Annotated in this window: 22 protein-coding genes; 9 read left to right on the top strand and 13 right to left on the bottom strand. The window is 65.7% G+C overall.

Annotated elements, in window-relative coordinates; all coding sequences use genetic code 11:
• Positions 1–170 precede the first annotated feature (170 nt).
• From AB3X99_RS04395 to AB3X99_RS04385, 3 genes are all read right to left on the bottom strand, one after another.
• The gene (locus tag AB3X99_RS04395; protein ID WP_368616202.1) at positions 171–1,097 is read right to left on the bottom strand and encodes an anti-sigma factor; all 927 of its coding nucleotides are present in this window, start codon (positions 1,095–1,097) and stop codon (positions 171–173) included.
• A complete protein-coding gene (locus AB3X99_RS04390) occupies positions 1,087–1,881 on the bottom strand; it encodes an RNA polymerase sigma factor (RefSeq protein ID WP_083245505.1) in 795 nt (264 codons plus the stop codon). Before AB3X99_RS04390 ends, AB3X99_RS04395 begins: the two co-directional genes overlap by 11 nt.
• A gap of 124 nt (positions 1,882–2,005) precedes the next feature.
• Positions 2,006–2,914: a LysR family transcriptional regulator gene (locus AB3X99_RS04385; RefSeq protein ID WP_368616201.1), complete on the bottom strand. Its 909-nt coding sequence runs from the start codon at positions 2,912–2,914 to the stop codon at positions 2,006–2,008.
• 172 nt (positions 2,915–3,086) lie between these two features.
• Here AB3X99_RS04385 and gcl point away from each other — a divergent pair, with 172 nt between their 5' ends.
• From gcl to lysM, 4 genes are all read left to right on the top strand, one after another.
• A complete protein-coding gene (gene gcl, locus AB3X99_RS04380; protein WP_342945666.1) occupies positions 3,087–4,871 on the top strand; it encodes a glyoxylate carboligase in 1,785 nt (594 codons plus the stop codon).
• Positions 4,872–4,996: 125 nt separating this feature from the next.
• Positions 4,997–5,794 carry a hydroxypyruvate isomerase gene (gene hyi / locus AB3X99_RS04375; protein ID WP_342945665.1) on the top strand — a complete coding sequence of 266 codons (798 nt, stop codon included), beginning with the start codon at positions 4,997–4,999 and terminating at the stop codon, positions 5,792–5,794.
• A 57-nt stretch (positions 5,795–5,851) separates the two neighbouring features.
• Complete coding sequence (locus AB3X99_RS04370) at positions 5,852–6,757, top strand: 2-hydroxy-3-oxopropionate reductase (RefSeq protein ID WP_069267543.1); 906 nt, start codon at positions 5,852–5,854, stop codon at positions 6,755–6,757.
• Positions 6,758–7,210: 453 nt separating this feature from the next.
• Complete coding sequence (lysM, locus tag AB3X99_RS04365; RefSeq protein WP_368616200.1) at positions 7,211–7,720, top strand: peptidoglycan-binding protein LysM; 510 nt, start codon at positions 7,211–7,213, stop codon at positions 7,718–7,720.
• An 87-nt stretch (positions 7,721–7,807) separates the two neighbouring features.
• Here lysM and AB3X99_RS04360 read toward each other — a convergent pair whose 3' ends face one another.
• The 6 genes from AB3X99_RS04360 to AB3X99_RS04335 all read right to left on the bottom strand — a co-directional run bounded on the left by AB3X99_RS04360 (position 7,808) and on the right by AB3X99_RS04335 (position 14,032).
• Positions 7,808–8,836: an asparaginase gene (locus AB3X99_RS04360; protein WP_368616199.1), complete on the bottom strand. Its 1,029-nt coding sequence runs from the start codon at positions 8,834–8,836 to the stop codon at positions 7,808–7,810.
• A 50-nt stretch (positions 8,837–8,886) separates the two neighbouring features.
• Entirely contained in the window at positions 8,887–9,813 is a 927-nt protein-coding gene (locus tag AB3X99_RS04355) for a CysB family HTH-type transcriptional regulator (protein ID WP_069267546.1), read from the bottom strand.
• Between the two features lie 85 nt (positions 9,814–9,898).
• Entirely contained in the window at positions 9,899–10,957 is a 1,059-nt protein-coding gene (locus AB3X99_RS04350) for a sulfate/molybdate ABC transporter ATP-binding protein (protein WP_368616198.1), read from the bottom strand.
• A 2-nt stretch (positions 10,958–10,959) separates the two neighbouring features.
• Positions 10,960–11,928, bottom strand: a complete 969-nt coding sequence (cysW, locus tag AB3X99_RS04345; protein WP_069267548.1) for a sulfate ABC transporter permease subunit CysW — start codon at positions 11,926–11,928, stop codon at positions 10,960–10,962.
• Positions 11,925–12,824: a sulfate ABC transporter permease subunit CysT gene (gene cysT, locus AB3X99_RS04340; RefSeq protein WP_368616197.1), complete on the bottom strand. Its 900-nt coding sequence runs from the start codon at positions 12,822–12,824 to the stop codon at positions 11,925–11,927. Before cysT ends, cysW begins: the two co-directional genes overlap by 4 nt.
• A gap of 149 nt (positions 12,825–12,973) precedes the next feature.
• Entirely contained in the window at positions 12,974–14,032 is a 1,059-nt protein-coding gene (locus AB3X99_RS04335; protein ID WP_069267549.1) for a sulfate ABC transporter substrate-binding protein, read from the bottom strand.
• A gap of 293 nt (positions 14,033–14,325) precedes the next feature.
• Here AB3X99_RS04335 and lexA point away from each other — a divergent pair, with 293 nt between their 5' ends.
• The 3 genes from lexA (at position 14,326) to AB3X99_RS04320 (ending at position 16,198) form a co-directional block, all read left to right on the top strand.
• Entirely contained in the window at positions 14,326–14,976 is a 651-nt protein-coding gene (gene lexA / locus AB3X99_RS04330; protein ID WP_042268621.1) for a transcriptional repressor LexA, read from the top strand.
• 64 nt (positions 14,977–15,040) lie between these two features.
• The gene (locus AB3X99_RS04325; RefSeq protein ID WP_368604199.1) at positions 15,041–15,418 is read left to right on the top strand and encodes a hypothetical protein; all 378 of its coding nucleotides are present in this window, start codon (positions 15,041–15,043) and stop codon (positions 15,416–15,418) included.
• 96 nt (positions 15,419–15,514) lie between these two features.
• A complete protein-coding gene (locus tag AB3X99_RS04320; RefSeq protein ID WP_368616196.1) occupies positions 15,515–16,198 on the top strand; it encodes a DUF2939 domain-containing protein in 684 nt (227 codons plus the stop codon).
• A gap of 61 nt (positions 16,199–16,259) precedes the next feature.
• On the opposite strand, the gene AB3X99_RS04315 is transcribed toward AB3X99_RS04320, so the two are convergent.
• On the bottom strand, positions 16,260–16,730 hold the full coding sequence (locus tag AB3X99_RS04315) for a universal stress protein (protein WP_069267551.1): 471 nt from the start codon (positions 16,728–16,730) through the stop codon (positions 16,260–16,262).
• 321 nt (positions 16,731–17,051) lie between these two features.
• Here AB3X99_RS04315 and nodI point away from each other — a divergent pair, with 321 nt between their 5' ends.
• On the top strand, positions 17,052–17,966 hold the full coding sequence (nodI, locus tag AB3X99_RS04310; RefSeq protein WP_069267611.1) for a nodulation factor ABC transporter ATP-binding protein NodI: 915 nt from the start codon (positions 17,052–17,054) through the stop codon (positions 17,964–17,966).
• Between the two features lie 44 nt (positions 17,967–18,010).
• Entirely contained in the window at positions 18,011–18,847 is an 837-nt protein-coding gene (locus AB3X99_RS04305) for an ABC transporter permease (protein ID WP_133184261.1), read from the top strand.
• 18 nt (positions 18,848–18,865) lie between these two features.
• Here AB3X99_RS04305 and AB3X99_RS04300 read toward each other — a convergent pair whose 3' ends face one another.
• The 3 genes from AB3X99_RS04300 to AB3X99_RS04290 all read right to left on the bottom strand — a co-directional run bounded on the left by AB3X99_RS04300 (position 18,866) and on the right by AB3X99_RS04290 (position 21,697).
• Positions 18,866–19,288 (bottom strand): hypothetical protein, encoded by a 423-nt coding sequence (locus AB3X99_RS04300; RefSeq protein ID WP_042268617.1) that lies wholly within the window; start codon positions 19,286–19,288, stop codon positions 18,866–18,868.
• A gap of 104 nt (positions 19,289–19,392) precedes the next feature.
• The gene (locus AB3X99_RS04295; RefSeq protein WP_069267553.1) at positions 19,393–20,454 is read right to left on the bottom strand and encodes a permease; all 1,062 of its coding nucleotides are present in this window, start codon (positions 20,452–20,454) and stop codon (positions 19,393–19,395) included.
• Positions 20,455–20,644: 190 nt separating this feature from the next.
• A complete protein-coding gene (locus tag AB3X99_RS04290) occupies positions 20,645–21,697 on the bottom strand; it encodes an NADP(H)-dependent aldo-keto reductase (protein WP_368616195.1) in 1,053 nt (350 codons plus the stop codon).
• Between the last annotated feature and the right edge of the window lie 101 nt (positions 21,698–21,798).

Here is a 21,798-nt window from a genome sequence, read left to right as displayed (position 1 = left end):
CCGGGCGTCGGAACCGGTGCGGCAAGTGAGAAGCCGAAGATTGTAGCGCGGATGGGCTACGCACGCAAGACAGATCGTGCGTTCGGGCGATGATTCGGGCGTGTTTTCAATGACTTGCGCGGCGAGGAGCGCCATGAAGGCGCCCCTGTGCGGCCGTGTGAGGCGACAGCCTAGCTGCCGGCCGCCTCGCTCGCGCCGCCCGCGAGACGGGCGTCGAGCGCCGCGCGCAGGCCGTCGAGCGCGTCCGCACCGGCGTCCGACACCGCCCACAAGGTCATGCCCGCCGCCTGCCAGCGCAGAAGGGCGTAGCCTTCGCTCGAACTCTGCGGCACGGCGCCCGAGACGGCCGGCCCGTTCGCGCCTGGCGGGAACACATAGACATCGATCACGTGCTTGCCATGGTGATAGACGAGCACGGCGACGCGTTCGCGCCCCACATAATCGAGACGTCCGCCCGCGAGCGCAAAGCCCTGCTGCGCCAGATCGAAGACAGGCGGCGCGTAGTCGATCCGGCCATTGAACCACGGCTTCACGGTATGGCGGTCGGTCGAGATCACGTCGATATCGCGGCCCGAAATCTGGGCCCGCACGTGGCTGGACACGAGATCGTCGACGAAGGCCACCTCAGCGGCCGGGCGGCGCAGTTGCAGCGTGGCAATCACTGCCAGCGCGCAAAGAATCAACACCGCGCAGCCGAACCACGCGAGCGTGGCCGCGCGCGGCCCCGCGTTGACGGACGCAGCGCCCCAGCCACGACCGCCCGCCTCGCCTCGCGCCCCGCCGCCGCTGCCCGGCCACCAGTTGCGCAGCCAGGCGCGCCAGCCGCCCGAAGCGCGCGCGGGGGTTGGCGAAGGCATTGCTTTTGCCGGCGGTACGTCCGTCGCCGGCAATGCCGCGACGATACGCGCAGCCAACCCAGCCGGCGCACGGTTGTATGGCGCGGATCGGATCATTCGAGAGATGGCCTGCGCGTCGTCGGCGACACGCCGGCATGGCTCGCAGCCTGCGAGATGCTCGCGCACACGCCATTCGTCGGCGGCGGAGAGTTCGCGGTCGACGCTCGCGTCGACCAGCGGGCGCGCTTCGTTACAGTTCATCGGGCGCCTCCGTCGTTCGGCCTTCGGTTTGAGAGCGAGTGCGCAACGGCGCTCCGCCGTCGGCGGCCGGCTCCTCGCGGAACCGACCGCCGTTCCCCCGGCCGGATGGTCTCCTGGCTTGACTGCTTCCCCCGACTCCTGCCCTGTCGTCCGCGCAGCCGGGGGCGCGGACAACCGAATCGTTTGCAGTCTCACCGACTGCACTACCTGCCGCTGACCTGTTTCGCTCGCCGCCGTGGTACGCCGCCAGCAGCGTCGCCAACCGTCTGCGGCCACGCGCGAGCCGCGACATCACGGTGCCGAGCGGCAGATCGGCGATCGCCGCGATCTCGCGATAACCCAGCTCCTCCAGCTCGCGCAGCACCAGTACTTCCCGATACTCCACCGGCAGGCGCCTGAGCGCATCCTGCACATAACGGGTGTCTTCGGCGCGGATCGCGAGCGTCTCGGGATCGACGCCGCCCGTTTCCCAGCCTTCGAGCGGCGCGTCGTCGCGCAACTCGTCGAACGGCGCCACCTCTTCCGCGCCCGCGCGCCGCCGCCATTCGTCGTACCAGACGCGCCGCACGATCGCGAGCAGCCAGGGGCGGGCCTCGTCGCCGCGAAACGCGTCGAAGAAGCGGAACGCCCGCAGAAACGCCTCCTGGACGATATCTTCCGCGTCGCCCGGGTTACGCGAGAGCCAGCGCGCGAGGTTGTAGGCCGCATCGAGATGCGGCAGCGCCAGCGCCTGAAAGCGGCGGCTGCGTGCGGCCTCATCCTGCTCGTACGCGGTTTCTCCCACGTCGTCCCCTCGCGTCTTCGTTTGGCTTACGCGACCGTGGCCGCATACAGGCACTACCGAAGCTCGGGCCAGTTTATTCCCGCTCCGTGTGCACGAAAACGAAAAATAAATGCGAAGCGCGCGACTACGCGCCGGCCCAGTACCCCGGCCGCGCGTAGACCTCCTTGAGGTAGTCGATGAAGTAGCGCACGCGCGCCGGCACGTAGCGCTGCTGCGGATACACCGCGAGGATGTCGTAATCGGGCAGCGCGTATTCGTCGAGCACCGTTTCGAGTTCGCCGCGCGCGAGCTGGGCGTCGATCTCCCAGGTCGAACGCCAGCCGAGGCCGAGGCTCTCGGTCACCCAGCGATGCAGCAGCTCGCCGTCGTTGCAGTCGAGCGTGCCGCCCACGCGCACGGTGACGAGCTTGCCGCCGCGGCTGAAGTACCAGCCGCGGTTCTGGCCGCCCTGCAGGTTGAACGCGAGGCAATTGTGGTTTGGTAGGTCTTCGAGCGTTTTCGGCCGCCCGTGCCTGCGGAAATATTCGGGCGTGCCGCACACGACGCGCCGGTTGGTGGCGAGCTTCACGGCGACGAAGTTCGGGTCCACCGCGCCGCCGATGCGGATCGACAGGTCGTAGCCCTCGCGCACCAGATCGACCACGCGGTCGGTGAGGTTGAACGACACCTGCAGTTCGGGCTTGTCGGCGAGGAACTCGGGCGCGAGCGGCGCGACGTGCTTGCGCCCGAACGCCGCCGGCGCCGAGACGATCAGATGGCCGCTCACCACCTGGCGCCCGGCGGATAGTTCGTTTTCGGCCTGATCCCAGTCGGCGAGCAAGCCGCGGCAGCGTTCGAGAAAGGCCGCGCCCTCCTCGCTCACCACGAGCCGCCGCGTGGAACGGTAGATGAGCTTCACGCCGAGGCGCTTTTCCAGCGCGTCGATACGACGCCCGAGGATCACCGGCGAAACGCCTTCCTCGAGCGCCGCCGCCGCGAGGCTGCCCGCGTCCGCGACGCGCACGAAGGTCTCGATCTGCTTGAAGCGGTCCATTGCGTGTCTCCCCCGTCGGGTTGCGAGCCGGAAAGCCCCCTCCCGCCGGCATTCCATACTTTTTGTTTCGGAATAAACGACCTGGACTGATCTTATCAAACCTTTCCTGCGCCCCTAAAGTGGGCCTCAACGCATCGCCATTCCTCGCATACGAGACATTCAGGAGACAATCATGGCCAAAATGAGAGCCGTCGACGCCGCCGTTCTGGTGCTCGAAAAAGAAGGCATCGACACCGCTTTCGGCGTGCCGGGCGCCGCCATCAATCCGTTCTATTCGGCGATGAAAAGGGCCGGCGGCATCACGCACGTGCTGGCGCGCCACGTCGAAGGCGCCTCGCACATGGCCGAAGGCTACACGCGCGCCACGCCGGGCAACATCGGCGTGTGTATCGGCACCTCGGGTCCCGCGGGCACCGACATGATCACGGGCCTCTACTCGGCCCAGGCCGATTCGATTCCGATCCTCGCGATCACGGGCCAGGCGCCCCGCGCGCGCCTCTACAAGGAAGACTTCCAGGCCGTCGACATCGAGTCGATCGCCAAGCCCGTCACCAAGTGGGCCGTCACCGTGCGCGAGCCGGCGCTCGTGCCGCGCGTGTTCCAGCAGGCGTTCCATCTGATGCGCTCGGGCCGTCCGGGTCCGGTGCTGGTCGATCTGCCGATCGACGTGCAGCTCGCCGAAATCGAATTCGACATCGACACGTACGAGCCGCTGCCGGTCTACAAGCCGCGCGCGACGCGCAAGCAGATCGAAGCCGCGCTCGAACTGCTCAACGCGAGCGACAAGCCGCTGATCGTCTCGGGCGGCGGCGTGCTCAACGCAGCAGCCGAAGACCTGCTCGTGCAGTTCGCCGAAACCGTGGGCGTGCCCGTGATCCCGACGCTCATGTCGTGGGGCGCGATTGCCGACGACCATCCGCTCATGGCCGGCATGGTCGGCCTGCAGACCTCGCATCGCTACGGCAACGCCACGATGCTCGCCTCCGACTTCGTGCTCGGCATCGGCAACCGTTGGGCGAACCGCCATACGGGCAGCGTCGAGGTGTACACGAAGGGTCGCAAGTTCGTGCACGTCGATATCGAACCGACGCAGATCGGCCGCGTGTTCGGCCCGGATCTCGGCATTGTCTCGGACGCGAAGGCCGCACTCGAACTGTTCGTCGAAATCGCCAGGGAATGGAAGGCCGCGGGCAAGCTGAAGGATCGCAGCGCGTGGGTGGCCGACTGCCAGGAGCGCAAGCGCACGATGCTTCGCAAGACGCACTTCGAGAACACGCCGATCAAGCCGCAACGCGTGTACGAAGAGATGAACAAGGCGTTTGGCCGCGACACCTGCTACGTGAGCACCATCGGCCTTTCGCAGATCGCCGGCGCGCAGTTCCTGCACGTGTACAAGGCGCGCAACTGGATCAACTGCGGCCAGGCGGGCCCGCTCGGCTGGACGATTCCCGCGGCGCTCGGTGTGCGCGCAGCCGATCCGACGCGTCCCATCGTGGCGCTCTCGGGCGACTACGACTTCCAGTTCATGGTCGAAGAGCTGGCCGTGGGCGCGCAGTTCAAGCTGCCGTACGTGCACGTCGTCGTGAACAACTCGTATCTCGGCCTGATCCGCCAGGCGCAGCGCGCGTTCGACATGGACTTCTGCGTGCAGCTCGCGTTCGAGAACATCAACGCACCTGAAGTGAACGGCTATGGCGTCGATCACGTGACGGTCGCCGAAGGCCTCGGCTGCAAGGCGCTGCGCGTGTTCAAGCCCGAAGAGATCGCCCCGGCGCTCAAAGAGGCCCAGGCGCTCGCCGCCGAGCACAGCGTGCCGGTCGTCGTCGAAGTGATACTCGAGCGTGTGACCAACATATCGATGGGCACCGAGATCGACGCCATCAACGAGTTCGAGGAACTGGCCGAAAAACCCGAGCACGCGCCGACTGCCATCAGCGCGATCAATGCCCTCGACTGAGCGCACTCGAGCCCGCATCAACGCAGCACGAGCAGCGCGCCCGGCATCGGCGCGCTGCCTGAATGATTGACTGCGTGACCTTCCGCCTGACTTCTTTCATTGACCGACCAGCGAGACCCAGCACCATGCCAAAATTCGCCGCGAACCTCACCATGCTGTTCAACGAAGTGCCCTTCCTCGACCGCTTCGCAGCGGCCGCACAAGCGGGCTTCGACGCCGTGGAGTTCCTGTTCCCGTATCCGTACAAGGCCACTGAGCTGGCCGAGCGCCTCGAGGTCAACGGGCTGAAGCTCGTCCTCCACAACCTGCCCGCCGGCAACTGGGAAGCGGGCGAGCGCGGCATTGCCTGCCTGCCCGAGCGCCGCGGCGAATTCCAGGAAGGCGTGGGCCGCGCGATCGACTATGCGAAGGCGCTGAAGGTGCCGCAACTGAACTGCCTCGTCGGCATTCCGACGGCAGGCGTCGATCGCGACACGGCGCTCGCCACGATCGTCGAGAACCTGCGCTACGCCGCGGGTGAATTGAAACGCGAAGGCATCCGCCTGCTGGTCGAGCCGTGCAATTCGTACGACATTCCCGGCTTCGCGCTGAACCGCTCGGGCGAAGCGCTCGACGTGATCGAAAAGACCGGCTCGGACAACCTGTTCCTGCAGTACGACATCTATCACATGCAGCGTATGGAAGGCGAACTCGCCGCGACGATCAAGAAGCACTTCGCGAAAATCGCCCACGTCCAGCTCGCCGACAATCCTGGCCGCAACGAACCCGGCACGGGCGAAATCAACTACCCGTTCCTGTTCGATCTGCTCGACTCGCTCGGCTACGAAGGCCACATCGGCTGCGAGTACAAGCCGCGCACGACGACCGTCGAAGGCCTCGGCTGGCTGCGCAGCGCGAAGCAGCGCACCGCCGAACTCGCCTGAGCCCGCAATCGGACGCAACTACGCACATTCACGCATTCGCTTTAACGGAGACACAAGATGGCAAAGATTGGCTTTATCGGACTCGGCATCATGGGCGCGCACATGGCGCGCAACCTCATCAAGGGCGGCCACACGCTCGCCGTGAACGGCAAGTATCCGGTGCCCGACGACCTGCGCACGCAAACCGAAGTCGTCGCCGATTCGACGGCTGTCGCGAAGGTATCGGACATCGTCATCGTGATGGTGCCGGACACGCCTGATGTCGCCAACGTCCTGTTCGCCGACGACGGCGTCGCCAAGGGTCTCTCGGCCGGCAAGCTCGTGATCGACATGAGCTCGATCTCGCCGCTCGAAACGCAACAGTTCGCCAAACAGATCAACGCACTCGGCTGCGACTATCTCGACGCGCCGGTCTCGGGCGGTGAAGTCGGCGCACGCGAAGCCACGCTCACGATCATGGTGGGCGGCCCGCAGAAGTCGTTCGATCTTGCCAAGCCGCTGTTCGAATTGATGGGCAAGAATATTTCGCTCATCGGCGACAACGGCGCGGGCCAGACCTGCAAGGTGGCGAACCAGATCATCGTCGCGCTGAACATCGAGGCCGTGGCCGAAGCGCTGCTGTTCGCAGCACGTTCGGGTGCGGACCCCGAGCGCGTGCGCAAGGCCCTCATGGGCGGCTTCGCTTCGTCGCGCATTCTCGAAGTGCACGGCGAGCGCATGACCAGGCGCACGTTCAATCCGGGCTTCCGCATCGAACTGCACCAGAAGGACCTGAATCTCGCGATCGACGGCGCGCGCAAGCTGGGCATCGCGCTGCCGCATACCGCGAGCGCGCAGCAGCTCTTCAGCGTGTGCGCCGCGAACGGCGGCAAGGCATGGGACCACTCGGCCATGATCCGCGCGCTCGAGATCATGGCGAACTTCGAGATCGCCGAGCCGCAAGCGCAGGTGAAGGTGGCTTGATTTTCAGCGGTAGCAGGTAGCAGCACGGCGGTTCGCGCGACGCAACGTGCGGACCGCCTGTAGAACCGGATCACGCATACCGGCTGGTGCGCAGGCATTCGAGCGTGTGCATCAGCCTCCCGTGGGGCGCTTCGCGGCGGCGGCAACCGTCGCGAGGCAAATCGGTGCCGCTCTGGGCTGAGGGCGGCCAGTGGGGTCCGAAGCGGCGCCCGGTGACGGCGGGGAAGCCTTGGTCGGTCAGACGTCGTCATCGGGTGTCCGCGTGTCGGATGCCCGTTTTTCTTTGCCTTCTCTCTTCTTTCCCCGGTTTCACACTCTTTGACGCTGCCCCGATGGACGCGTTCGCAACCGCGTTTCTAGAATCGTGCTTTCATCGGGCTGTCATGCCGACGGGTCAATGTGGACCCGACGCGTGACCACCCAGTCATTTCCAGCACGTGAGGAGTGTGATCGATGGGCATTATCAATTTCATCAAGGAAGCAGGCGAAAAACTCTTCGGCACGGCTGCCGCGCCGGCCGCCGCCGCGGAACCCGCTGCCGCACCGTCAGACCCCGCCGCGAATCTCGCCGAGCTGAACCAGAAGGCCGGCGACGCGATCGCGGCCTATATCCGCTCGCAGGGCCTCGACGCCGACAACCTCGGCGTGACCTACGACGGCGTCTCGCACACGGTGACGGTCACCGGCAACGCCGCCGACCAGCCCACCAAGGAGAAGATCCTCGTCGCGGCCGGCAACGTGCAGAACGTCGACAAGGTCGACGACCAGATGACCGTGACCAACCCCGCGCCCGAAGCGCAGCACCACACGGTCGTTGCCGGCGACAACCTCTGGAAGATCGCCGAAAAGTACTATGGCAGCGGCGCGAAGAACGACGCGATCTTCGAGGCGAACACGCCGATGCTCAAGAGCCCGGACAAGATCTATCCGGGTCAGGTGCTCGTGATTCCGCCGCTGCAGTAAGTGCGGCGACACACGAACAGGGCCAGAAACGAAACGGGCCTGGCGGAGCGATCCGCCAGGCCCGTTTTACTTTGTACGCGGCCAGGCTCAGTACGTGTCGAACACGCCCTGCAGCCCCGCCTTGTCGGTCGTGCCAGCCGCCAGCGCGAGCAGCAGCACCACACGCGCCTTGTACGGGCTAAGCGTGCCCGAAGACACGAAGCCGAGCGTATCGTCCTTGGCCGCGCCGTTGTGCATCACGTGGCCCGAGCCGACGCGCGAGGCGCGCACGACGGCCACGCCCTTGGCGGCCGCTTCGGCCAGCGACTGCTGCAACGCGCCGTGAATCGAGCCGTTGCCCGTGCCGGCCACGACGAACCCATCCACACCGGCGGCAAAGAGTGCTTCGACCGCCGCGCGCGACACGCCCGCGTAGCTCGTCACGATCTCGACCTGCGGCCATTGGACCGGTGCCGTGAACGGCGCATCGACCGTATGCGGGCGCAGCGCGCGGCGCTGGAATTCCACGCGCCCATCCTGCACCCAGCCCAGCGCGCCGATTTCCGGCGACTGGAATGCATCCACCGCATAGGTGCTGATCTTCGCGACGTCGCGTGCGCAATGAATGCGGTTATTGAACGCCACCAGCACGCCCTGTCCCGCCGCCGCCTCGCTCGCCGCGAGCGTGACGGCATTGAGCAGATTGAGCGGGCCGTCGGCGGAAAGCGCCGTGGCGGGCCGCATGGCGGCCGTCAAGATACATGGCTTCGCGCTCTTCACCGTGAGATGCAGCAGGTACGCGGTTTCTTCGAGCGTATCCGTGCCGTGCGTGATCACCACGCCGTCGATCTCGTCGCTGGCCAGCAGTTCGTTCACGCGCTGCGCGAGCGTAGTCCACAGCGCAAGCGACATGTCCTTGCTGTCGATGCTCGCGACCTGCTCGGCATGGATCTGGGCGATGGCGTCGAGGCCCGGCACGGCTGCGAGCAGCTGCGCGACGCCGATCACGCCGGCCTGGTAGCCCGCGGTGTTCGCGGCGTCCGCGGCGGAGCCCGCAATCGTGCCGCCCGTGGCGAGCACGGCAATGCGCGGCAGCGCCCTGGGCGCCGCCGCTGAGGAGGAAGTGGAAGTATTCATGGCGGCGATTTTAAGCGATCCGCCGCCCGCCGAGAAAATCAGCGCGCTTTTCAGGTTGCCTCGCGCAGCTGGCTCGCGATCTGCTGCTCGGTGAGCTGCGGCGCGAACATTTCGATGAGCCGGTACGCGTACTGGCGCAGGAATGCACCCTTGCGCAGGCCCACTCGCGTCGTGCTCGCATCGAAGAGATGCTCCGTGTCGAGCGCGACGAGTTCGCTGTCGCGCTTCGGGTCGTAGGCCATCGCCGCGACGATGCCCACGCCCATGCCGAGTTCGACGTAGGTCTTGATCACGTCCGCGTCGATGGCGGTCAGCACCACGTCGGGCACCACGCTCGCTTTCGCGAACGCCTGGTCGATGTGCGAGCGGCCCGTGAAGTCCTGGTCATAGGTGATGACCGGATACTCGGCCACGTCTTCGAGCGTGAGATTTTCGCGGCCCACGAGCGGATGCGACTTCGGCACGACCACCACGTGATGCCACGAGTAGCACGGGAACGTGACGATGTCGGGGAAGCGGTCGAGCGCCTCGGTCGAGATGCCGATGTCGGCCTCGCCGTTGATGATCATCTGCGCGATCTGCTGCGGATTGCCCTGGCGCAGCGCGAGGTGGACTTTCGGAAACACTTCGCGGAACCGGTGCACGACCTTAGGCAGCGCGTAACGCGCCTGCGTATGCGTCGTCGCGACCACGAGGTGACCGCTGTCCTGGTCCGCGAACTGGCGCGCCACGCGGCGCAGGTTCTCGGCGTCGAGCAGCATGCGCTCGATCAGCTGATGCACGGCCTTGCCAGGCTCCGTGAGGCCGGTCAGGCGCTTGCCGCGGCGAATGAAAATGTCCACGCCGAGCTCGTCTTCGAGATCCTTGATCTGCTTGGAAACGCCTGATTGCGACGTATACAGCACGTTCGCCACTTCGGTCAGGTTCATGTTCTGCCGTACGGCTTCGCGCACGAAACGCAACTGCTGAAAATTCATGGTCTTCTCTCCGGGACTGCTGACCGATTATTCGTTTTTGTCGATGTGAGCACTGTAACGCTTGCTGCGCCGCTTTTTACAGCGCTCATTGCGCCGGAAATACGCGAAGCCCGCGCGGCACGGCCGTCACGCCCTCGCCGACCGAAAGGCCCAGCGCACGCCACGACTCGCGGTCGAGCTCGGCTTCGAGCGCGCCGCCCGTGCGGCTTTCCAGCTCCACGCGCACCGAGCCGCCCAGCGTCACCACGCGGCGCACGTCGACGACGATGCCGTCGCGATGATCGCTCGCCTGGCGGTGCAGCACGAGGTCGTGCGGCCGCACGTAGGCGAGCGCGGGGCCTTCGAAGCTCGCGTGCACGGAGATCGGCTGCGCCGCGCCCTCGGCGACGAAACCGCGTGCATCGACGCTACCGCGCAGCCGGTTCGCAGCGCCCAGGAACTCGTAGACGAAGGCCGTCTGCGGATGATCATAGACGTCCTGCGGGCTGCCGACCTGCTCCACGTGCCCATGATTCATCACGACGATGCGATCGGCCACCTCGAGCGCTTCCTCCTGGTCGTGCGTGACGAAGATCGTCGAGATATGCAGGTCGTCGTGCAGGCGGCGCAGCCACGAGCGCAACTCCTTGCGAACCTTGGCGTCGAGCGCGCCGAATGGTTCGTCGAGCAGCAGCACCTTCGGCTCGACGGCGAGCGCGCGCGCAAGCGCGATGCGCTGACGCTGGCCGCCCGACAGCTCGGACGGATAGCGCTGCGCGAGCCAGTCGAGCTGCACGAGCTTGAGCAGTTCATGCACCTTCTCGCGAATCACGGCCTCCGAGGGCCGCTCGCTGCGCGGCTTCACGCGCAGGCCGAACGCCACGTTCTCGAACACCGTCATGTGGCGGAACAGTGCGTAATGCTGGAACACGAAGCCCACCTGGCGCTCGCGCGCGCCCACCTCGCCCACGTCCTGGCCTTGCAGCACGACCTGGCCCGCGTCGGCGTATTCGAGGCCCGCAATGACGCGCAGGAGCGTGGTCTTGCCACAACCGGAAGGTCCGAGCAGCGCAACCAGTTCGCCCGGCGGAAAGTCGAGCGAGACGTTGTCGAGGGCGGTGAAGTCGCCGAAGCGCTTGTGCAGATTGCTGACGGTGATGCCCATGTTTACTGCTCCCCTACTTGAATCGGTTGGCGCACGGCGCGAGGCGCTGCGTGTTGTGAAACATGTTGCACGGCCACGGGTTGCGGGCCGGCGTAGGCGGGAATCTCGTCCGCGCCGCGCAGTTCCGCCGAAAGGCGGCGCTCCGCGAGCAGCTTCAGGCCGAGCGTGACGAGCGCGAGCAACGCGAGCAGCGATGCCACGGCGAACGCCGCCGCGAAGTTGTACTCGTTGTAAAGAATCTCGACGTGCAGCGGCATCGTGTCGGTCTGGCCGCGAATATGACCCGACACCACCGACACCGCACCGAACTCGCCCATGGCGCGCGCGTTGCAGAGAATCACGCCGTACAGCAGACCCCAGCGGATATTGGGCAGCGTCACGCGGCGGAACATCTGCCAGCCCGAGGCGCCCAGCACGTGGGCGGCCTCTTCTTCGTCGTTGCCCTGCGCCTGCATCAGCGGAATCAGCTCGCGCGCGACGAACGGGAACGTCACGAAGATGGTGGCGAGCACGATACCCGGCACCGCGAAGATGATCTGCACGTTGCGGTCTTCGAGCCACGGCCCGAGCCAGCCCTGCGCGCCGAACAGCAGCACGTAGATGAGACCTGAAATCACGGGCGAAACTGAAAACGGCAGGTCGATCAGCGTGGTGAGCAGCGCCTTGCCGCGAAACTCGAACTTCGCGATCGCCCACGACGCCGCGAGGCCGAAGCCCAGATTCAACGGCACCGCGATCGCCGCGGTGATGAGCGTGAGCTTGATCGCGGAGAGCGCGTCGGGATCGACGAGCGACGTGAAGTAGAAGCCGATACCCTTCGACAGCGCCTGCCAGAACACCGCGACGAGCGGCACCACGAGAAACAGCGCGAGAAACGCGAGCGCGATGCCGGTCAGCAGCCAGCGCACCCACGGTGATTCGGTGACCGGGTCCGGCCGGCGCGTACTTCGTTGTTGCGGCAGCGTGCTCATTGCGCACCTCCCGCGACGGTTGCGCCCACCACGGCACTCGGCGCGCTGCCGGCCGTTACACCCCGGCTCGTGCGGCGCTGCAAATACCACTGCAGCGAGTTGATGAGCAGCAGCATGACGAACGAGACGCAGAGCATCATCACGGCAAGCGCCGTTGCGCCCGCATAGTCGTACTGCTCGAGCTTGGTGATGATGAGCAGCGACGTAATCTCCGACTTCATCGGCACGTTGCCGGCGATGAAGATGACCGAGCCGTACTCGCCCAGCGCACGCGCGAACGCGAGCGCGAAACCCGTGAGAAGCGCCGGCAGCACCGCGGGCAGCACGACACGGCGGAACGTGAGCCAGCGCGAGGCGCCGAGGCACGCAGCGGCCTCTTCCTGTTCGCGCTCGAAGTCCTCGAGCACCGGCTGCACCGTGCGCACGACGAACGGCAAGCCGATGAAGGTCAGCGCCACGAGCACGCCGAGCGGCGTGAAGGCGATCTTCAGACCGAGCGGCTGCAGGAACTGGCCGATCCAGCCATTGCCGGCATACACGGCGGCGAGCGAAATGCCCGCCACGGAAGTCGGGAGCGCGAACGGCAGATCGACGAGCGCATCGATCACCCGTTTGAACGGAAACCTATAGCGCACGAGCACCCACGCGAGCAGGAAGCCGAATACCGCGTTGATCAGCGCCCCGCCGAGCGCGGCGGTGAACGTGAGCCGGTACGACGCGATCACGCGCGGCGACCACACGGCGCGCACGAACTGGCTCCAGTCGAGTGTCGCCGTCTTGAGAAAGGTGGCGGCAAGCGGAATGAGCACCACGAGGCTCAGATAGGCCACCGTGATGCCAAGCGTCAAACCGAAGCCAGGCAGCGCACTGGGCTTGCGCAATCGAAACGTTGTCATGCTCATCGTCCAGACATGGGTTGCGCGATTCGTGCGTTGCAGATTCGCGCCGAAAAGCGCGCCCGTAGGCGCGCTTCGTTGTTGTGCGGTCACGTCGTTATGCGGACCGCTTACTGCTTGACCGCCTGCTGCTTGACTGCTCGACAGCTTTACTGCGGCTGATAGATCGAATCGAACACGCCGCCATCCGCGAAATGCGTCTTCTGCGCGTTGGGCCAGCCGCCGAACGTGTCGTCGACCGTGTAGAGCTTGAGCTTCGGAAACTTCGCCGTGAGCGCCGCCGGGACCTTGTCCGAACGCGGACGGTAGAAGTTCTTCGCGGCGATCTCCTGACCCTCTTCGCTATAGAGGAACTGCAGGTAGGCTTCGGCCTCCTTGCGCGTGCCCTTCTTGTCGACGACCTTGTCCACCACGGCAACCGGCGGCTCAGCCAGAATGCTCACCGAAGGCACCACGATCTCGAACTTGTCCGGGCCGAACTCCTTGAGCGAGAGAAATGCTTCGTTTTCCCATGCGATCAGCACATCGCCGATGCCGCGCTGCACGAAGCTCGTCGTGGCTCCCCGCGCGCCCGAGTCGAGCACGCCCGCGTTCTTGTAGAGCTTCGTGACGAAGTCCTTCGCCGTCTGCTCGTTGCCGCCCGGCTGGTGCAGCGCATACGCCCACGCCGCGAGATAGTTCCAGCGCGCGCCGCCCGAGGTTTTCGGATTCGGCGTGACGATCGAGACACCCGGCTTGGTCAGATCGTCCCAGTCCTTGATGTGCCTGGGGTTGCCCTTGCGCACGAGGAACACGATGGTCGACGTGTATGGCGAGGCGTTGTCGGGCAGGCGCTTTTGCCAGTCCTTCGCGACGATGCCCTTGTTGGCGAGCGCGTCGATGTCCCATGCCAGCGCGAGCGTCGCGACGTCGGCCTGCAGACCGTCGAGCACCGAGCGCGCCTGTGCGCCCGAGCCGCCATGCGACTGTTTGATGGTGAGCGTTTCGCCCGTCTTCGCCTTCCACTGCTTGATGAAGGCTTCGTTGATGTCCTGGTACAGCTCGCGCGTCGGATCGTAGGAGACGTTGAGCAGCGATGTATCCGCGTGAGCGGCCAGCGGCACCATAGCCGCCATCGCCGTGACGCCGACGAGCGGCGCAACGCCAATGACCAGTTTTGCCGCCAGTGTTTTCAGCCAGCCCGCGCGCCCCGTATGTGTCGTGCCCATCTATCTGTTCTCCGTTCTCGTGTGTGCTCGTTTGCGCTCATTGATGAAACTGCAGCTAACGATGGAGGCCAGTCTAGCGATCCCCTTACATTATTAAAAATGATGTTTTCTTATTTTTTAATACGCAAAAGTGGTAAGGGCAGAGGAAGTCGCTGTTAGAGCGCGGTTTCATCCGCGCAAACACGGGAAAACGGCCTGATGGCAACGTTCAGTCGATGAACTTCAAGTAACACTTGAAAAGTGGCGAGTACTGTATAAAAATACAGTTACCTGTTCAAACATACAGTGGCGCCATGACCAAACTCACCGCACGACAGCAGCAGGTTTTCGATCTGGTTCGCCGGGCCATCGAGCGCACGGGCTTTCCGCCCACGCGCGCCGAGATCGCGGCGGAACTCGGCTTCAGCTCCGCCAACTCCGCGGAGGAGCATCTGCGTGCGCTGGCGCGCAAGGGCGTGATCGAACTGGCTGCGGGCGCCTCGCGCGGCATCCGCCTCGTGCCGGGGCCCGACGACCTGCCACACCAGTTCACGCTGCCGCACCCGAGCATCATGCAGCTCTCGCTGCCGCTCGTCGGCCGCGTCGCTGCGGGTAGCCCGATCCTCGCGCAGGAGCACATCTCGCAGAACTACATGTGCGACCCGGCGCTCTTCTCGAGCCGCCCCGACTACCTGTTGAAGGTGCGCGGCCTTTCCATGCGCGACGCCGGCATCCTCGACGGCGACCTGCTCGCCGTGCAGAAAAAGGCCGAAGCGAAAGACGGCCAGATCATCGTGGCGCGCCTCGGCGACGACGTCACCGTCAAGCGCCTGAAGCGCCGTCCGAACGGGCTCGAGCTGATCGCCGAGAACCCCGATTACGACAATATTTTCGTCGAGGCCGGCAGCGCGGAATTCGCGCTCGAAGGCATCGCGGTCGGGCTGATCCGCCCCACCGAATTCTAAGGAATCCGTCTGAGCGCGGTTTGCACATTGTTTGCGCACCATCTGCGCATACCTGGAGAGAGTCATGGAACGTCTTGCCCGCCTGCTGCCCTTCCGCCAATTCGGCCGCCTTCGCCATCTCCGTGGAATCGCCTCGTGCGCGGTCCGCGAAGTCCGCGATTCGGCTGCCGCACTGAGCGGCTCGCTCTTCGAAGACTCGCCTGAGATGGTGGCGGCCAGCGCAGCCGACCTGCCCGTGCTGCCCTCGGCACAGCCGGCGTTTGCGCGCGTGTCGCTCAACAGCACGCTCAACACCGAACAGCCCATGCGCCGCGCGCCCGTGCGCGTCTATCAGGGTCCGTCGCGGCTCATCCTCGTCGGCACGGTCGACGCGGTTTGCCGCGCAATTGACCGCTGCATCGCCGAGCAGCACAGCGACCTGCCCGCGGCACTCGCGAAGTAAGCAGCAACGCTGCACAAATGTGAGAAGAGGTTACGGGCGGGATCGTTTGGCCCGGTTTGCGGTCAACACCGTGTTTAAACGATTTGCCCTATGCCGATGACGGAATCTCTCTCTACCCCGCGCAAGACCCAAGGCTGGAAAAAGCCCGTTGCGATCACGGTCGCCGTCGCAATGGTCGTTGCCGCGATCGGCTACGCCTATGCGTCGCCCTATATCGCGGTGAAACACATGAAAGCCGCGGCCGACGCGCGTGACGCCGTCGCGCTCAACGAATACGTCGATTACCCTGCGCTGCGCCTGAGCCTGAAACAGCAGGTGGGCGAGATGCTGCACCGGCGCGTCGAGGGGCAGCACAGCAGCAATCCGTTGCTGATCCTCGGCGCCGTAATTGGCGCGGCACTGATTAGTCCGCTCGTGGATGCCTACGCCACACCGGAAGGCGTGGCCGCCCTGCTCGATGGTATGCCGCCGACGGGCAAGCCCGGCGACCGGCCACACGCGCCGCCGCCAGCGGAATCCGGCGCGCCATCCGCGCAATCGGCAGAGCCGCCGCAGTCGGCAGCCGCCTCCGCCGCGCCACCGGCCCCGGCCGTATCCGGCACCCCCGCGCCCGAGGCGCGGCCGGTGACCACGGCGGGCTATCGCGGCCTCAATGAGTTCGCGCTCACGTGGGACCGCGGCAGTACGGGCGAGCACTACGCCGCCATTCTGCAGCGTCACGGGCTCTTCTCGTGGAAGCTCTCGGCGGTCGAGCTAAGCGAAGGAAACGTCTCGAACTGAGACAGATCGGCAGTGGCAGCGCTAACAGGCCGGTTCCAGGCGAGCCGGCCCGCTTGATCCCCTACGCGGCGGCTTGCTGCTGCTTTTCCTCAGCCGCCGACGAACACGCCACGAGAATGCTGCACGAAACGCGGTCGAGCAGCGGCGTGTTGCCGGCGCCCATCCACCAACGCGAGAGCCCTGTGCGGCAGCGGTGGCCCACCACCACGAGGTCGGCATTCAGCTCGTTGGCCAGATTCGCGATTTCGTCGATCGGATGACCGAACGCGAAATGCCCCTGAGCGCGCACGCCGCGCTCAGTTAGCCAGTCCACGCCTTCCTGAAGAATCTCGCGCGCCGTTTCCTCGAAGCGGCCGCAGGCCACGTCGGTCAACAGGCCGGCGCTCTGGGCAATCGTCGAACGCATGTCGACGACCGAGAGCAAGTGCGTCTCGGCCTGCAGATCGAGTGCAAGATCGGCGCCGCACCGCAGCGCCTTGCGGCCTTCGCGCGAGCCGTCGTAACAGAGCAGAATTTTTTTATAGCTCGCCATGATCGCTTCTCCCCGCCCGCGTGATTTGCAGGCTGTGCGATTCTCATGATGGTGCGCCGCAATTCCACACGCAAGGGCTGGAAAACGCCAGGTGTGCATCGAAAAACGCCAGGCGCGTCCCAATCGGCGCATGCATCTTGCACAGTGCTGGATGCTTGCCGCGACATGCATTTACCTCGTGCATCGTCAAAACACTTGTGAGCGACGCCCGACCCGCCGCGCAGCAATGCACTAAAATGGGCCGCCTCGTTTCGTGCGATTTTTCGTTCGGTACTTCGAGCGACTCGCGCGATGCCCGATCGACTCACGTTCAACCGGTCCATGCCCGCACCCGCCATCGAATTCGAGCAGGTCATCAAACATTATGGAGACAGGACGGTCGTCAACGGCCTGTCGTTCGACGTCGTTCCCGGCGAGTGCTTCGGACTGCTCGGCCCGAACGGCGCGGGAAAAACCACGACACTGCGCATGCTGCTCGGCATCGTTTCGCCCGATGCGGGTCGCATCAGCCTGTGCGGCGAGCCGGTGCCGGCGCGCGCGCGCCACGCCCGCCAGCGCGTGGGGGTGGTGCCGCAGTTCGACAATCTCGACCCCGACTTCACCGTGCGCGAGAACCTGCTCGTGTTCGGCCGCTACTTCGGCTTGTCCGCGCGCGAAACGCGCGAGCTCGTCGCGCCGTTGCTCGAATTCGCGCGCCTCGAAAGCAAGGCCGACGCACGCGTGGGCGAACTCTCAGGCGGCATGCGCCGACGTCTCACACTCGCGCGCGCGCTCGTGAACGACCCGGACGTGCTTGTGATGGACGAGCCCACTACGGGCCTCGATCCACAGGCACGGCATCTGATCTGGGAGCGGCTGCGCTCGCTGCTCGCGCGCGGCAAAACGATTCTCCTCACCACGCATTTCATGGAGGAGGCCGAACGGCTTTGCAATCGGGTCTGCGTGATCGAGGAAGGCCGCAAGATCGCCGAGGGCGCACCCAAGGCGCTGATCGAATCGGAGATCGGCTGCGATGTGATCGAGGTGTACGGACCGGACCCGGTCGCGTTGCGCGATGAACTTGCGGCCGACGCGAAGCGCACCGAGATCAGCGGCGAGACGCTGTTCTGTTATGTCGACGACCCTGCGCCTGTCCATGCGAAGCTGCGCCATCGCTCTGATTTGCGCTATCTGCACCGGCCCGCGAATCTCGAAGACGTGTTCCTGCGGCTCACGGGCCGCGAGATGCAGGATTAACGGCGGCAGGATCAACGCCCCGCGTACGAATCGCCAAGGACACCATGCAGACACGCACCAACAACCCGACGCCCTCGCGCCCCGAACATGCGAGCGTGCGCGAGCCGCGCGCCGCGCTGCCTTCGAACGCGACGCACTGGATGGCCGTGTGGCGGCGCAACTATCTGGTCTGGCGCAAGCTCGCCCTCGCGTCGATGTTCGGCAATCTCGCCGATCCGATGATCTATCTCTTCGGTCTGGGCTTCGGGCTCGGGCTGATGGTCGGGCACGTCGACGGCGTCTCGTACATCGCGTTTCTCGCGGCAGGCACGGTGTCGTCTTCGGTGATGATGTCGGCGAGCTTCGAGTCGATGTACTCGGGCTTCTCGCGCATGCACGTGCAGCGCACTTGGGAAGCGATCATGCACACGCCGCTCACGCTCGGCGACGTGGTGCTCGGCGAGGTGATGTGGGCCGCGAGCAAGTCGATGCTATCGGGCGTTGCGATCATGGTGGTGGCGGGCCTGCTCGGCTACGCGAGCTTTCCTTCCATGCTGCTCGCGCTGCCCGTGATCGCGCTCGCGGGCCTCGCCTTCGCGAGCTGCGCGATGATCGTCACCGCGCTCGCACCGTCCTACGACTTCTTCATGTTCTATCAGACGCTCGTGCTCACGCCGATGCTGCTGCTCTCCGGCGTGTTCTTTCCGATCGCGCAACTGCCCGCCGCCGCGCAGCACATCACGTTGATGCTACCGCTCGCGCATGCCGTTGCGTTGATCCGCCCCGCCATGCTCGACCGGCCTGTCGAGCAGGCCGGCCTGCACCTGCTCGTGCTCGCGATCTACGTAGTAGTGCCGTTCGCGATCGCATCCGTGCTGTTCCGCCGGCGCATGATGCGCTGACACCCCATAGCGCGGCGTTCAGTCCTCGTCGTCGCCCCAGGGAATATCGACGTCCGAAATAAACGCGACCGTCGCGAACGGGCCGCCTTCCTGGCGGCCGACCTTGCCGTCGGCGCGATGCCATTCCACGCGGAACATCGTCGATTGGGTCTGGGCGAGCAAGCGCACCGTGCGGATCTCTTCGGGATCCGACTCCTCCACCGGGCCATCGAGCGAGACCAGCAGCGACTGCGGCCAGAGACCGTCGGCCGGGTCGTAGATGCGATCGCCGTCGGGGATCGAGGTATCCGCCTCGACGCCGATGGTGGCCGAAGCCTCGACGATCATCTTGCCGAGCGCACGAAGCACCGCCGTGGCGCGTGCCGAATTGGCCTGGCGAATGGCGAGATCGCCGCGCGTGAGCGCCTGCTCGAGTTTCGGATTGGTTTTTTGCTTTGCCATGCTGGTTTTCGGGCCGCGGCCCGCTCCGTGGCGGACGGCGAACCGCCCGCGTATTACAAGAATCCCAACGCTGAACGCATGGCGCCTGCCTCGTCCCGGCGTCCCTAGAAGCCTAGCGCCACCGCCGCGAGCCCGGCGGCGATGCCGAAGAACACCACCGTCGTGCCCACGACCGCGAGCATGCGCGGCCGGAACGAGCCCGCCAGCATCGCGAACGACGGCACGCTCACGGGCGGCAGCGTCATCAGCAGCGCGCCCGCGGGACCCACACCCATGCCGAGCGCCAGCATCGCCTGGATGATCGGCACCTCGCCGGCCGTGGGGATCACGAACAGCATGCCGACCACGGCGAACGTGACGATCCAGCCAAGGCCGCTCGTGACTTCCGGGCCGATATGCGGGAACAGCCATGCGCGAGCGGCGCCAAGCAACAGCACCAGCACGATGTATTCCGGCACCAGCCGCACGGCCATGCGCGCAAAGATGCGCGCCCAGCGCACGAAGACGTTGCCGCCTTCGGCCTGCTGCTGGGCGAGTTGCGCGAGGCGATCGTCGGCGGCACGCGATTCCTCGGGCGTCACGAGCCGGTTGCAGACCCAGCCGAGGCCGAACACCATCAGCAGGCCCAGCGTGAGACGCAGCGCACTCCACTGCCAGCCGAGCACGAAGCCCATGAACACGAGCGTCGCGGGATTGAGCACGGAGTTGCCGAGCCAGAACGCAATCGCGCCACCAGCCGACGCATTGCGCGCGCGCAGGCCCACGACCACTGGCGCGGCGCAGCAGGTGCACATCATGCCGGGCACGGCGAGCAGGCCGCCCGCCGCGACGCTGCCGAATCCGCGTCGGCCGAGCACGCGCGCGACCCATTGCACGGGCAGGAGCGCCTGCACGCCGGAACCGAGCAGCAGGCCGAGCACCATGGCCTGCCAGATCGCCTTGCCATAGGCGTAGGCGTAATCGAGCGCGGCGGAGAACGAGGGATCGGGGGCGGTGGCCGCGCCGCCCATCAGGATCGATTTGCCGATGGAGTGCGTCTCCTCGGCGGTAAATGCGCGGTGATAGTACGGGAACCACTTCACGTAGAAGAGGCCGGCCACCGCCAGCAAAATAAAAATGGGCCAGCCGTAAGACGGGGGCGATTGCGCTGGACGTGCGCTCGTCATTGTAAAAATTCTCCGGGATTGAGCGTATGAACGGCCGACGGGGCGCCGTCACGCGAGGCGTGATGGCGCCCCGGCGGCGCATGCTGGATCGTAGTGTATGCCTTGCGAATCGCCAACGCCTTTGCTGCGTTGGCGCCTCACGCGACGCCGCGCGGCCCGGTGAGGGACAGCGCGGTTTGCCGCTTTCCCTTTAAGGGGCCGGATTCGGCTGCTGCTCGTGCAGCGCGTCGATCTGCGCGAGCACTTCGGGGGTGAGCTTGACGTCGGCGCTGGCGATGTTTTCCTTCAACTGCTCGAGCGAGGTCGCGCCGATCAGATTGCTGGTGAGGAACGGCCGGCTGTTGACGAACGCGAGCGCGAACTGCGCAGGCGTGTAGCCATGGGCGCGGGCGAGTTCCACGTAACGCGTCGTTGCGGCCACCGATTCCGGCTTGCTGTAGCGCTTGAAGCGCTCGAACCGCGTGATGCGCGCGCCTTCGGGACGCGCCCCACCCTCGTACTTGCCCGAAAGCCAGCCGAACGCGAGCGGCGAATACGCGAGCAGGCCCACGGCTTCGCGGTGCGCGAATTCGGACAGGCCGCTCTCGAACGTCCGGTTGAGCACGCTGTACGGATTCTGGATGCTGACGATGCGCGGCAGCCCGAGCTTTTCGGCCGCACGCAGGAACTGCGCGACGCCCCACGGCGTTTCGTTCGACACGCCGATATGGCGGATCTTGCCCGCCTTCACGAAATCGGCGAGCACGCTGAGCGTTTCCTCGATCGGCACCGTGTATGCATCGTCGAGATACGGGTACATGCTGCGGCCGAACGTCATCGTGCTGCGATCGGGCCAGTGCAGCTGATACAGGTCGACGTAATCGGTCTGCAGGCGCTTCAGGCTGCCGTCGAGCGCTTCGGTCAGGTTCTTGCGGTCGAACTGGTTCTGCGGCCCGCGAATGTGCTGCGGATTGTGCGGCTGGCGCGCCGGGCCTGCAATCTTGGTGGCGAGCACGATACGCTCGCGCGCCGCGCGATGCTGCGCGAGCCACGTTCCGATGAAGCGCTCGGTCTGTCCCTGTGTCTCCGGGCGCGGCGGCACGGGGTACATTTCAGCGGCGTCGATCAGCGTGACGCCCTGGTCGAGCGCGTAGTCGATCTGCGCATGCGCCTCGCGCTCCGTGTTCTGCTCGCCCCACGTCATCGTGCCGAGCCCGATCAGGCTCACCTTGACGTCGGTCTCGCCGAGTGTGCGGTATTCCATGGAAACGTTGTCCATCAGTTCGGTTGGGGAGCGCCGAAACTACCACGACGCGGGAAATTTTTCAGGAGTTGCAGAATACGACCGCATGCTTCCGCAAGTGG

It is taken from the genome of Paraburkholderia sp. BR10882 (assembly GCF_040948855.1).
GTDB lineage: Bacteria > Pseudomonadota > Gammaproteobacteria > Burkholderiales > Burkholderiaceae > Paraburkholderia > Paraburkholderia nodosa_A.
Note: the sequence above shows the minus strand (reverse complement) of the source record. Positions and strands in the feature narration are given on the sequence as shown.

What these genes read in the sequence shown, in the direction of transcription:
- AB3X99_RS04395 (WP_368616202.1), bottom strand. Translation starts at nt 1,097, where the DNA reads ATGAACTGTAACGAAGCGCGCCCGCTGGTCGACGCGAGCGTCGACCGC.
- AB3X99_RS04385 (WP_368616201.1), bottom strand. Translation starts at nt 2,914, where the DNA reads ATGGACCGCTTCAAGCAGATCGAGACCTTCGTGCGCGTCGCGGACGCG.
- gcl (WP_342945666.1), top strand. Translation starts at nt 3,087, where the DNA reads ATGGCCAAAATGAGAGCCGTCGACGCCGCCGTTCTGGTGCTCGAAAAA.
- hyi (WP_342945665.1), top strand. Translation starts at nt 4,997, where the DNA reads ATGCCAAAATTCGCCGCGAACCTCACCATGCTGTTCAACGAAGTGCCC.
- AB3X99_RS04370 (WP_069267543.1), top strand. Translation starts at nt 5,852, where the DNA reads ATGGCAAAGATTGGCTTTATCGGACTCGGCATCATGGGCGCGCACATG.
- lysM (WP_368616200.1), top strand. Translation starts at nt 7,211, where the DNA reads ATGGGCATTATCAATTTCATCAAGGAAGCAGGCGAAAAACTCTTCGGC.
- AB3X99_RS04360 (WP_368616199.1), bottom strand. Translation starts at nt 8,836, where the DNA reads ATGAATACTTCCACTTCCTCCTCAGCGGCGGCGCCCAGGGCGCTGCCG.
- AB3X99_RS04355 (WP_069267546.1), bottom strand. Translation starts at nt 9,813, where the DNA reads ATGAATTTTCAGCAGTTGCGTTTCGTGCGCGAAGCCGTACGGCAGAAC.
- AB3X99_RS04350 (WP_368616198.1), bottom strand. Translation starts at nt 10,957, where the DNA reads ATGGGCATCACCGTCAGCAATCTGCACAAGCGCTTCGGCGACTTCACC.
- cysW (WP_069267548.1), bottom strand. Translation starts at nt 11,928, where the DNA reads ATGAGCACGCTGCCGCAACAACGAAGTACGCGCCGGCCGGACCCGGTC.
- cysT (WP_368616197.1), bottom strand. Translation starts at nt 12,824, where the DNA reads ATGACAACGTTTCGATTGCGCAAGCCCAGTGCGCTGCCTGGCTTCGGT.
- AB3X99_RS04335 (WP_069267549.1), bottom strand. Translation starts at nt 14,032, where the DNA reads ATGGGCACGACACATACGGGGCGCGCGGGCTGGCTGAAAACACTGGCG.
- lexA (WP_042268621.1), top strand. Translation starts at nt 14,326, where the DNA reads ATGACCAAACTCACCGCACGACAGCAGCAGGTTTTCGATCTGGTTCGC.
- AB3X99_RS04325 (WP_368604199.1), top strand. Translation starts at nt 15,041, where the DNA reads ATGGAACGTCTTGCCCGCCTGCTGCCCTTCCGCCAATTCGGCCGCCTT.
- AB3X99_RS04320 (WP_368616196.1), top strand. Translation starts at nt 15,515, where the DNA reads ATGACGGAATCTCTCTCTACCCCGCGCAAGACCCAAGGCTGGAAAAAG.
- AB3X99_RS04315 (WP_069267551.1), bottom strand. Translation starts at nt 16,730, where the DNA reads ATGGCGAGCTATAAAAAAATTCTGCTCTGTTACGACGGCTCGCGCGAA.
- nodI (WP_069267611.1), top strand. Translation starts at nt 17,052, where the DNA reads ATGCCCGCACCCGCCATCGAATTCGAGCAGGTCATCAAACATTATGGA.
- AB3X99_RS04305 (WP_133184261.1), top strand. Translation starts at nt 18,011, where the DNA reads ATGCAGACACGCACCAACAACCCGACGCCCTCGCGCCCCGAACATGCG.
- AB3X99_RS04300 (WP_042268617.1), bottom strand. Translation starts at nt 19,288, where the DNA reads ATGGCAAAGCAAAAAACCAATCCGAAACTCGAGCAGGCGCTCACGCGC.
- AB3X99_RS04295 (WP_069267553.1), bottom strand. Translation starts at nt 20,454, where the DNA reads ATGACGAGCGCACGTCCAGCGCAATCGCCCCCGTCTTACGGCTGGCCC.
- AB3X99_RS04290 (WP_368616195.1), bottom strand. Translation starts at nt 21,697, where the DNA reads ATGGAATACCGCACACTCGGCGAGACCGACGTCAAGGTGAGCCTGATC.